At 50.4% G+C, this 11,800-nt stretch carries 9 protein-coding genes; 1 reads left to right on the top strand and 8 read right to left on the bottom strand.

Annotated elements, in window-relative coordinates; all coding sequences use genetic code 11:
* Positions 1-5: 5 nt before the first annotated feature.
* From ACA064_RS04910 to ACA064_RS04875, 8 genes are all read right to left on the bottom strand, one after another.
* On the bottom strand, positions 6-2,087 hold the full coding sequence (locus tag ACA064_RS04910) for a peptidase domain-containing ABC transporter (RefSeq protein ID WP_497672366.1): 2,082 nt from the start codon (positions 2,085-2,087) through the stop codon (positions 6-8).
* Between the two features lie 441 nt (positions 2,088-2,528).
* Positions 2,529-2,762, bottom strand: coding sequence for a hypothetical protein (locus ACA064_RS04905; RefSeq protein ID WP_497672365.1), 234 nt, complete (start codon positions 2,760-2,762; stop codon positions 2,529-2,531).
* Positions 2,763-2,845: 83 nt separating this feature from the next.
* Positions 2,846-3,997: a cupin domain-containing protein gene (locus tag ACA064_RS04900; RefSeq protein ID WP_497672364.1), complete on the bottom strand. Its 1,152-nt coding sequence runs from the start codon at positions 3,995-3,997 to the stop codon at positions 2,846-2,848.
* An 18-nt stretch (positions 3,998-4,015) separates the two neighbouring features.
* The gene (locus tag ACA064_RS04895; RefSeq protein WP_497672363.1) at positions 4,016-5,290 is read right to left on the bottom strand and encodes an HlyD family secretion protein; all 1,275 of its coding nucleotides are present in this window, start codon (positions 5,288-5,290) and stop codon (positions 4,016-4,018) included.
* Between the two features lie 901 nt (positions 5,291-6,191).
* Positions 6,192-8,090 carry a sulfate adenylyltransferase subunit CysN gene (cysN, locus tag ACA064_RS04890; protein WP_497672362.1) on the bottom strand — a complete coding sequence of 633 codons (1,899 nt, stop codon included), beginning with the start codon at positions 8,088-8,090 and terminating at the stop codon, positions 6,192-6,194.
* Between the two features lie 53 nt (positions 8,091-8,143).
* Positions 8,144-8,485 carry a four helix bundle protein gene (locus ACA064_RS04885; protein WP_497672361.1) on the bottom strand — a complete coding sequence of 114 codons (342 nt, stop codon included), beginning with the start codon at positions 8,483-8,485 and terminating at the stop codon, positions 8,144-8,146.
* Positions 8,486-8,543: 58 nt separating this feature from the next.
* A complete protein-coding gene (gene cysD, locus ACA064_RS04880) occupies positions 8,544-9,461 on the bottom strand; it encodes a sulfate adenylyltransferase subunit CysD (protein WP_497672360.1) in 918 nt (305 codons plus the stop codon).
* Between the two features lie 295 nt (positions 9,462-9,756).
* Positions 9,757-10,515 (bottom strand): Nif3-like dinuclear metal center hexameric protein, encoded by a 759-nt coding sequence (locus ACA064_RS04875; RefSeq protein ID WP_497672359.1) that lies wholly within the window; start codon positions 10,513-10,515, stop codon positions 9,757-9,759.
* Positions 10,516-10,617: 102 nt separating this feature from the next.
* Here ACA064_RS04875 and algW point away from each other — a divergent pair, with 102 nt between their 5' ends.
* Complete coding sequence (algW, locus tag ACA064_RS04870) at positions 10,618-11,781, top strand: Do family serine endopeptidase AlgW (protein WP_497672358.1); 1,164 nt, start codon at positions 10,618-10,620, stop codon at positions 11,779-11,781.
* Positions 11,782-11,800: the final 19 nt, after the last annotated feature.

Genomic DNA, 11,800 nt, shown 5'->3' with positions numbered 1-11,800 from the left:
GCGACTCAAGAAATCCTGAACTTAAATTCTGAGCTTGCGGAAGTCATATCAATAATTCGGTCAGCCATCGCAATCGTTTCAGGTCTATGTGCTATTGCGATCCTCGTTATTTTTAGGCAGCATATCGCCTCATTGACTAACCGTTCCCGCTCAATATCTAAATGACTAGTTGCTTCATCAAGCACAAGCACGCTAGGAGAGCTATAAAGAGCTCTAGCTAGTAAAACTCGCTGTTTCTGCCCACCGGACAAACTGCTCCCCATATCTCCAACCAAAGTTAGATAACCCATCGGCATCTTCACGATTTCACTGTGAACTGCAGAAAGGCGAGCCGACCGCTCGATTTTCGCAACATCAATGACGTCACTAAATTTAGCTATATTGTCCTGCAGAGATCCAGAAAACAAAAGATCCTCTTGCATTACAGCGCCAGTAATTTTTCTCCAAGCACCCAATCCAACTAACGTCAATGGCACTCCATTTATAAAGATCTCACCTTCTGTAGGAGGGAGCAATCCAAGTAGAATTTTAGCAAGCGTGGTTTTACCACATCCTGACGGGCCAATGATCGCTACATGTTCCCCAGCATTTATTGTAAAGATTAATTCTTTTAACACCCAAGGCGAGTCAGCTCCATAACGATAACCAATATTTCTAAATTCTATTTCAACAAGACGATCAATAACATGCTTTAGCGAACGATCTGCTCCCTGCCCGGTTTCTAATTTTTCAGGCGCTGTTAATACTATGTCAGCTAAACGCTCTACGTGCAGACTCAACATTTTCAACGCCATTACATTATCTATCAGGCGCTGCATACGCGATGAAAAATCATCTTTGTAGGCTGTAAAAGCCATAAGCATGCCTACGGTCAAAACACCATCAATAGCCATGTAAGCTCCATAGCCCAATACTGCAATGGACTCCATAGCAAAGACAATCCCGTATCCAGCGGAAAACCCGATACTCATTTTCTGCGATAGGACACGTCGGTTTGCACCATCAACAAATAGGTTAAGCCATCTTGATCTACGCTGATCTTCCAGGCCACTTAGCTTAACGGTTTGGACCGCGCGAACACTTTCTAGAAAATGCGAATTCGCTTTCGCTTCGTGAACGAGAGACTCATCATTAAGCTGATGAAATCGACCGTGTGGCAAAATTCTTATTAATGCATACAACACTACAGCAAACAGCACTATTGCGCTAAGCTGAGGGCTGTAAATGAACATTACTGCGATGATGGTCAAACCAAAAGCCGCATCTAGAAAAATATCAACTATTTTCCCTGTAAGCGTCTGCTGTATGCTCTTCATCGAGTCAAATCGGGAAACAACATCTCCGACATGCCGCAATTCAAACCAGTTTAAGGGGAGCTTTAGTAGATGTCCGGTTATACGGCCAGCCCACTGAAGGTGAAACTGTAATGACAAAACCACTGACAACCAGCTTCTTAAGGCCTCCAATCCTATCCTTATTATTGATATCAGAATAAAACCTATACATAGGATAGTTAAAAAGCCCTTATCTCCGGAAACTATTGCACCATCTACAACCCATTGAATAATCATTGGCGATAAAAGAGAAAATATCTGCAAAGCAATCGCTAGCACCGCCATCTGCACTAAGCTACGACGAAGGCCAGATATTTTACCGATAAGAGATTTGACTGAAATAGGCGGGCGAGGTTTCTGCGCGCTAAACTCGTGTGATGGTCTAAGTTCAATCGCCACCCCTGTGAATTTTGAACTGACTTGTACGTAAGTTAACGATTTCTCTCCTTTTGCCGGATCGAAAATTCGTATTCCCTTTCGCGTGGTGCCTAAAAGCACAACAAAATGGCTCATTTCCCAGTGGAGAATGCAGGGGGTCTGTAAGCTAGATAACTCTTCTAGCTCTAACCTTAATGGACGAGCGGCTAACCCAAGTGTTGCGGCGATACGCACTAATTCAGGGAGTGTCGAACCTTGCAATGAGATAGCAAATCTAGTTCTGAGCTCACTCATTTCGAACGCCGAACCATATTTTTCAGATATATAGCCGAGACAACATAGTCCGCACTCGGTAATGGTGCTTTGTAAATACATTATACTATTGCCTCTAGCGACATTCGTAAGCGCATATAGATCAAAGAGAGAAACCATGCAACCTGGATTTTATCCAAAGAAGGGTTGCACGGTTTTTTTGCTTTTATATATTTTGTGTGTGATAGCTTGCTATCAACATAGCGTTAAGCGACGCATAGATACTCCTTGAAAGACGAAACTCCGTAGCACAACACAATAAATATTGCCGAATAAAACGCGACAATTACATTAACCTCTCTTCTTGTTGGGGGAGATGGTCGTAGAAATCTCCTCCTTGTGAAAATCGCTACAATAACTATTACAAGTAGGCACGTTAAAAATACAAACATCTGCTGTCTCATCCCACGGATACCTATTTTTTTTGCGATTTTGGAGGTTTACAATGGAAATCCTCCCTAGCTATCTGATACGCTTGGGTTAAAGAAGCTTACTTAAAAATTATTATTGCGAGTCAGCTTCGAATGCCTCATCCAGTTCCCGAGCGTACTTACCGTTATTAACCAAGCCGTCACCAATAAAGAATCCACCAGCAAATCCCAAGACCAATCCAACTCCAGCGACGACTACACCGACAGGGGTCACAGAAAGAATCGTGTATCCAGCACCAACAAGCACCACACCAAACCCTGCTTCATCAAATTGCATACCACCACTTACACCGTCCATTTCTGACATGGATAATTCTCGCATATTGCATCTGCCCTATTAATGGTAATCAGCTCCCTAAATAAATTAGGGTCGCGTTGTATTAGTTGCGTTCAGTACACCTCAATCACATCTAATTCCGATAGCTTTTTTAGTATATTTTCTTCAGTAGAACTTAGAACCTTTTTCACCATCAAATCACTGGACTCCGTTGAACGATCGAGGACTATCAATTCTGTTATTAACTGCTCGGTGGCAGCGTCCAGCTTTAGCTTTATACCATTGGCAATTATAAATCCTCCTGCAGTTGGAGTGTTCCTTGATGAGTTTATAGTGACATTCGTAAATACTTTTTCTTCTGCGAAGTGTTGTCTGGAGATATCTGAAATATGAAACCGAGACCCCATTCTTTCATTCTCTCTAATGAGGCCAAAGAACTCATCCAACGTACCTTCCTGGGTAAGTATTGAAGATACTCTCTCAGCAAATATTTTTAATACAGCAGTACTATCAACTCCCTCATGCAGCATTTCTCGACCGCATTTATCTAAAGGTAGGTACTTACCACACGCCCATATTAGATAGTCCATAACTTTTGCAGGAAACAAGCCGACGGTGATATGAAAGCTTTCCTCTCCTTCGATAGGTAAAGCTTCATGCCACCATCCTCGCGGCAAATACAGAACATCTCCTTCATCTAAAACTATTTCTATCTCCGGAACAGAAGGGCATTCGTCAACGAATTCCTTGCTACCCTGATGAGGCAAGGGATTTTCAAAGGTAGGCGCGTATATCCGCCATAATTTCTTGCCAATTAGCTGAACAGCAAATACGTCATGGGTATCCCAATGTTTACCGAATGATCCGTCACCTCCAAATGCAACATAGCCGTTTGCATTTGTTTTTACACCAACAAACTGAGAAAGCTCTTTGCAGAGATCATTGATCTCTGGAATATGATTATTGATCTTATTCAGTACTAATGTTGCTCCAGATTTCAGATTTTTGTATAGCGCATCTTTAATCACCCGTTGTCTCTGAGTAGTGATATCCAGAAACGTCTCTACATACTCCTTGCTATCGACCCGACCGTTTTTGTACAGCAGCATAGAGCCATCATCGGGAGACCAGCTGAACAGTGCGCTATCCAGTAAAGGCCAAGTGAAATTCTCGACATGAGCTCCGTTCTTTAATAGGTAATATTTCTTCTCATGAAATTCAGAAAAAAAAATCTGCTTATTTACTTCAAATTTAAAATGATACATAGCAAACCTCCCCCTTGCTTATTCGAGTCGACGTAGCGTATATAGCGGCTCTAAAAGCCACTCTATCAACAATCGCTCTTCCTGTTTTATATCTGCAGCCAGCATCATTCCAGATACCAATTCTTTGGTTTTCCCCTTATACATTATTGTTTGCGAGTCTATTTCAACTGTGACTCTATATTTGCTCTCCGCACTCGTAGCATTGAAAATATAAGGCATGCTATTGTTGTCTATTGGGCTTTTTGCCGCCTCTGAAACATACCCTATATACTGACCAAACTTCTGATAAGGGAAAGCTTGATAGCGCAGTTTAACTTCCTGCCCTACTTCGATGAACCCTACTTCGCTAGAGGGTACAAACAGCTGTGCATTTAGTTTGGCATCTTGTGGAAGGATTACAGCTAGAGATTGATTAGTTGGTGCCTGTCCGTTCGCTCCTGTGATTGCAGTGACTTTTCCACCTATAGGTGCTACCACTAGCCATTCACCCTGCGCAAGCTGCTCCGCCACCTTTTGCTTGCGTAGAGATATCTCTCGCTCAATATTATTGATCTTTATCGCTGTAAGCTCTGGTGCCTGGAGGGCTTCACTTATCACTTTCTGAATTGCGCGCTGTATTTCTGTTCTTTGCCTTTTATATGTAATTAGCTGAATATTTAGTGCCGAAAGGCCGTCAGCTTGTTCCTGCACAGTTTGATTTGAAACCACTAGAGTCTTATTGAGCTCGGTATAATCGCGTAATCTGTTTTCTGCGAGCCTCATCCTTTCGCCATTCAGTTTTATTTGTATATCAACAAGCTCTAGATCTTGCTGCATTGATTCTTGTTGCTTTTTTCTATCTAGCTCATCCCGCTCAAATATGTGCTTGACTTGCTCTCGCTCAGTTTCAAGTGACGTCATTTGCTCTGTGAGTGCCTCTCGCATTCGCTCCGTGAATGCCTCACCCTTCTTTAGTAGAGTATTATCATTTAAGAATCGCTCGCTGGATATAACAAACAAGACATCGCCCTGCTTTACAACTTGCCCCTCAACTACTCGAACTTCTTTAATCCTTCCTGCAGCTGGGGATATAATCGGAATTGCGCCACCTCCTAACACTAGAATGCCTTCAGCGCTGGCGCGCTTAGCATATGTAGCAGTACAAAGAAACACCAATGTTAGGAGTATGATGACGACTACAATCCAAAAAACACCCCAAGAGGCAAAAGATCTGGCGATTAGTATCTCTCCCTCTAAACGATCAGATTGAGCGACTAAAACTTCGGTTCGGTATAAACTCATTTGTTCATGCACACAAGATATCGACCTTTCATGGTCAATTATATTGGAAGTCTTAGCGATGATTCGGGCTTGATCGTTTAACCAAGCACGCGCAAGCGCATTATTATATTTATAATATGAAAACTAACGAGGTGGCGCGCTGCACATATTGACATTATTGCGCTTTGAGGGATTGAGATGAGAGGAATCTCCTATAATTTTCATTGCGTCAGTCCTTTTAGTATTTTGTTTTAATATCACGAAGCCAATGGCTGGTTATTGTGAAATATGAGTAAAGATGGTTTGGATTCGTAATGAAAAACAAGTTCAAAGACACTAGCTACATACCCAGAAGGGATGGAGAATTTTTTTACGCATACCATAGCTCCCAGAGTGTCAACCTAAGTCAATATTCTCCCACGCTGGACAGAAACAAGTTCCATGGATTCAGGAGTTAGGGAAGGTCTTAAGTACCCACCGTTTTTTTTGCATCGGGGCTCAATCGTTCTGTTCGTATGAGGTGAGTACTTCATCAAATTTTGAAGTCTTTTTCAGAGTTCCCCTAGACATCTGCTAAGAAGACTACCCTCGTATGCAAATAAATATCAGTTACCAGTTTCCGATACTCCTGTAGTCCATGTCCGATAGCGTTAATGACGCTGTCAGTTTTGAAGAATCAGACCACAAATACGCAGTTCAGAATTAGCGGATGCTTTGCTGGCGTAGATGCATCGGGAGTATGCTAAGTCTTGAGGTGGCTGTACCGGCCTCATCGCGAGCAAGCTCGCTCCCACAGTTGATCTTTAGTGAACACAGAATTTGGGTACACAGAGAACCCATGTGGGAGCGAGCCTGCTCGCGATGGCGATCTAAAGGACACAAAAAAACCCGCCGATGATCACTCATCGACGGGTTTTTTATTTGCAGCTAACGCTTAGATCGCGCCGCGGCTACGCAGCAGTTCCAGCACTTGCTTGACGCTCTCTTCCAGCGACAGCGACTGGGTGTCGACCACAAGGTCGGCGTCCAGCGGCACGTCGTATGGGAAGGAGTCGCCTGGGATGTTATCCCCGCCCGCCGCGTACAAACCTTGCGGATCACGTTCGGCACAGACCGTCGGCGAAGCCTGCACGTACACGGTCAGCAAGCGATCGCCGCCGATCAGCGCCTTGGCCTGTTCGCGGCCTTCGGCGTCCGGTGCGACGAAGGCGGCCAGGGTCAGCAGGCCTGCTTCGTTGAACTGACGCGCGACGTGAGCGGCACGCCGCCAGTTCTCGGTACGCCCGGCACGAGTGCTCGGCAGCCCTTTGTTCAGGTCATGACGCAGGTTCTGGCCATCGAGTACAAACACCGCGCGGCCCATGTCGAACAGTTTGCGTTCAACCGCATAGGCCAGTGTGCTTTTGCCCGCGCCGGACAAGCCGCTGAACAATACGGTGGCCGGTTGCTGGCCGAAACGCTGGGCGCGCTCTTCAACCGCGACATGCGCCAGCTTGCCGTGGTGAGTGACGCTGTCGTGCGCCACAGGCTGGGCGATGATCATGCCCGCTGCGACAGTGCCATTGGTCAAGCGATCGATGACGATGAACGAACCGGTGGTGCGGTTGCTGGCGTAACCATCCAGGGCGATAGCCGTATCGAGACTGATCTTGACTCGACCGATCTCGTTCAGCTGCAACGAACTGGCAGGACCTTCGGCCAAAGTGTTCACATCGACGCGGTTGACGATGCTGGTGATCGAACCCGGCACGTAGCTGGTAGCGCGCTTGATGTCGTATTTCTTGCCCGGCAGCATCGGTTCTTCGGCCATCCACACCAACATGGCGTCGAAGGCGTCGGTTACTTGCGGCACGTTATCGGCATGCACCAGCAAGTCGCCACGGGAGATATCAATCTCGTCTTCCATGGTCAGCGTCACCGCCTGCCCAGGACCGGCATGCTCCAGCTCACCGTCAAAGGTGACGATGGACTTGACGCGGCTGCTCTTGCCCGACGGCAGAACCACGACTTCATCGCCTTTGTGCACGATGCCGCTGGCCAGGGTACCGGCGAAGCCACGGAAGTTCAGGTTCGGACGGTTGACGTACTGCACCGGGAAACGCAAGTCGGTGTAGTTGCGGTCGTTGGCGATCTCGACAGTTTCGAGAATCTCCATCAGTGACTGACCGGTGTACCAAGGCGAACTCTCGCTCTTGTTCACCACGTTGTCGCCCTTGAGCGCCGACATCGGAACAAAGGCCATGGTGCTCGGCTTGAACGCGATGCCTTCGGCGAACTTCAGGTAATCGGCCTTGATCGACTCGAAGACTTTTTCATCGAAGCCGTTGAGGTCCATCTTGTTGATGGCGACGACGATGTGCTTGATGCCCAGCAGCGAGGCGATAAAGCTGTGACGACGGGTCTGGGTCTGCACGCCGTAGCGAGCGTCCACCAGGATGATCGCCAGGTCGCAGGTCGATGCGCCGGTGGCCATGTTACGGGTGTACTGCTCATGGCCAGGGGTATCGGCAATGATGAATTTGCGCTTGGCGGTCGAGAAATAGCGGTAGGCGACATCGATGGTGATGCCCTGCTCGCGCTCGGCCTGCAGACCATCAACCAGCAACGCCAGGTCGATATCATCGCCCGTGGTGCCGACTTTTTTCGAGTCGCGGGTGATGGCTTCCAGATGGTCTTCGTAGATCATCTTGGAGTCGTGCAACAGGCGCCCGATCAGCGTGCTCTTGCCGTCGTCGACGTTGCCACAGGTAAGAAAGCGCAGCATTTCCTTGCGTTCGTGCTGGCCCAGATAGGCGAGGATGTCCTCGCTGATCAAATCAGATGCATGGCTCATTGCATTCAAGCTCCGAGCTGTAAGCTTCAAGCGGCAAGCTTGTCGGCGTACAGCTAGTCAGAAATTTTGTTGATCAACCCGCTCAGCATTTTTGAAAGCTCGCGAGATTCTGAAATCCAAATTGTCGCCAAGGGTTCTCTGATGTAACCAATTTCACTGCCGATAATGATCTGGGTCCGCAACTCGCCACAGGATGCCTTGGCGATCGAAAGGAACCGACATTTCTCTTTTGCAGTGAGCCGCTCCATACCCTCGGCAATATTGCTGGGAATCGAAAGCCCTGAACGAGTGATCTGACTTTTAAACGCCTGATCACTGCACCCAGACATCTCCCTATAGAGGTTGACCGCTAACGCTTTGGCTCTTTGCCAAACCATCAATTTCTCGAAATCCATTTCGATAACCTGCTTTTGATTCGCTTGCAGCTTGCCGCTTGAAGCTTGCAACTGCTTATTAGAAATAACCCTGACGTTTCTTTTCTTCCATGGAGCCGGCGCCATCGTGATCGATGACTCGGCCCTGGCGTTCGGAAGTTCGCGTCAGGAGCATTTCCTGAATGATGTCGGTCAGGCTGGTGGCCTCGGACTCGACCGCGCCGGTCAACGGGTAGTCGCCCAGTGTGCGGAAGCGGACTTTCTTCTTGACGATACGTGCCTTGTCTTCATCGCTCAGGTGATTGAGCAGGCGCTCGTCGTCGATCATGATCCAGGTGCCGTTCATCTCGATGACGTCGCGTTCGGCGGCGAAATACAGAGGAACGATCGGGATACCTTCGAGGTAGATGTACTGCCAGATGTCCAGCTCGGTCCAGTTCGACAGCGGGAAGACCCGGATCGACTCGCCCTTGTTGACGTTGCCGTTGTAGACGTTCCACAACTCGGGACGCTGGTTTTTCGGGTCCCAGCGGTGCTTGGTGTCACGGAAGGAATACACGCGCTCTTTGGCGCGAGACTTCTCTTCGTCGCGACGGGCTCCACCGAAGGCGGCGTCGAAGCCGTATTTGTCCAAAGCCTGCTTGAGGCCTTCGGTCTTCATGATGTCGGTGTGCTTGGCACTGCCGTGGGTCAGCGGGTTGATACCCTGCGCTACGCCCTCGGGATTGACGTGCACCAGCAGATCCAGGCCCAGTTCTTCGACCATGCGGTCGCGGAAGCTGTACATTTCCTTGAATTTCCACTGGGTGTCGACGTGCATCACCGGGAACGGCAATTTGCCCGGGAAGAACGCCTTGCGCGCAAGGTGCAGCATTACGGCGGAGTCTTTACCGACGGAATACAGCATCACCGGGTTATCGAACTCGGCGGCGACCTCGCGGATGATGTGGATGCTTTCGGCCTCCAGCTGTTTCAGATGCGTCAGTTTGTCGACCATAGCTACTCACGAAAACGATCTTATGGACGGCCAGCGGGCCGTGTTCGAGCGAGGCATGCTAGCACAGCGTCCACTTCTATTGAGGAGGCCAGCTAGATCGAAAGAGTATATGAATATACTCGGGTGTTTGGGGCTCCCACCCAAGGAACTGCGTAAGAGCTGCGTAGGAGCTGTCGAGTGAAACGAGGCTGCGATCTTTCCAGGCCCACTTGAGTCTTGAGTCCCAAGCGAAAGATCAAAAGATCGCAGCCTGCGGCAGCTCCTACAGAGGGTGCTCGCATCGACCCCCTGAAAATCAAATCGGATTCGGGCAATCGATGAAGATGTGCTCGAGGGCAAAGCGCCGCGCCAGGTAATCCCCCAGCGCCTGCACGCCGTAGCGCTCGGTGGCGTGGTGGCCGGCGGCGATAAAGCTGATGTCGTTTTCCCGGGCGCTGTGGAAGGTCTGCTCAGAGGCTTCGCCGCTCAGGTACAGGTCGACACCAGCCAGCACCGCTTGATCGATATAACCCTGGCCACCACCGGTGCACCAGCCGACGCGCCGGATCATCTCGCTGCCTTCAATCAGCAGCGGCTCACGGCCCATCACTTCCTGTACGCGCCGGGCGAAATCCCGAGGGGTCATCGGTTCGCTTAGCGAGCCGACCAAACCGACGACTTTAAGGTTATCCGGATCCAGTGGGCCTTCGACAGTAATATCCAACTGCCGGGCAAGCTGCACGTTGTTGCCGACTTCCGGGTGCAGATCCAGGGGCAAATGATAGGAAAGCAAACTGATGTCGTGCTTGAGCAAGGTTTTCAGCCGGCGCTGTTTCATGCCGGTGATGCACGGATTCTCGCCCTTCCAGAAATAGCCGTGATGCACCAGCACCAGATCAGCCTTGGCCTCCACCGCCGCGTCGAGCAACGCCTGGCTGGCGGTGACGCCGCTGACGATGCGCATGATCTGCGGCCGGCCTTCGACCTGCAAGCCGTTGGGGCAGTAATCGGCAATCCGCGAACTGCTGAGGTAGCGGTCCGCTTCTTCTACCAGGGTGTTCAGGGCAACGGCCATAAAAGACTCCTAAATATCCCGTTCAGAGGCGCTCGCACGCCTCTATAATGCGCGACATTATGGGCGGTCTCATACCCCCTGCAACCTCTCAGGACTTGCTTAATGCTTAAGGCGCTGCGTTTTTTTGGCTGGCCGCTGTTGGCTGGCGTGCTTATCGCGATGCTGATTATTCAGCGTTACCCGCAGTGGGTCGGGCTGCCAAGCCTTGACGTCAATATGCAACAAGCCCCGCAAACCACCAAGGTTCAACAGGGCCCGGTGTCCTACGCCGATGCGGTGACCATCGCCGCGCCTGCGGTGGTCAACCTGTACACCACCAAGGTCATCAACAAACCCAGCCATCCATTGTTCGAGGATCCGCAGTTCCGCCGGTTCTTCGGCGATAACCTGCCCAAGCAGAAGCGCATGGAGTCCAGCCTCGGCTCGGGGGTGATCATGAGCCCGGAAGGCTACCTGCTGACCAACAACCACGTCACCAGCGGCGCCGACCAGATCGTGGTGGCGCTCAAGGATGGTCGCGAAACCCTGGCCCGGGTGATCGGCAGCGACCCGGAAACCGACCTGGCGGTGCTGAAAATCGATCTGAAGAACTTGCCTTCGATCACCGTCGGCCGCTCCGACAACATCCGCATCGGCGATGTCGCGCTGGCCATCGGCAACCCGTTCGGCGTCGGCCAGACCGTCACCATGGGCATTATCAGCGCCACCGGGCGTAACCAGTTGGGCCTGAACAACTACGAAGACTTCATCCAGACCGACGCCGCGATCAACCCGGGCAACTCGGGCGGGGCGCTGGTGGACGCCAACGGCAACCTGACCGGGGTCAACACGGCGATCTTCTCCAAGTCCGGCGGCTCCCAGGGCATCGGTTTCGCGATCCCGATCAAGCTGGCCATGGAAGTGATGAAGTCGATCATCGAGCACGGTCAGGTCATCCGTGGCTGGCTCGGCATTGAAGTGCAGCCATTGACTCAGGAACTGGCGGAATCCTTTGGCCTCTCCGGGCGTCCGGGCATCGTGGTAGCCGGGATCTTTCGTGACGGTCCGGCGCAGAAGGCCGGCCTGCAACTGGGTGACGTGATCCTCAGCATCGACGGCGAACCGGCCGGCGACGGGCGCCGTTCGATGAACCAGGTGGCGCGGATCAAGCCGACCGACAAGGTCAGCATCCAGGTCATGCGCAACGGCAAGGAGCTCAAGCTCACCGCGGAGATTGGTCTGCGACCCCCCCCTGCAACTACTCCCGTAAAAGAAGAAGAAGAATAAACCCTCGCCCGGCATGCCG

This window comes from Pseudomonas sp. LBUM1658, from assembly GCF_059716055.1.
Note: the sequence above shows the minus strand (reverse complement) of the source record. Positions and strands in the feature narration are given on the sequence as shown.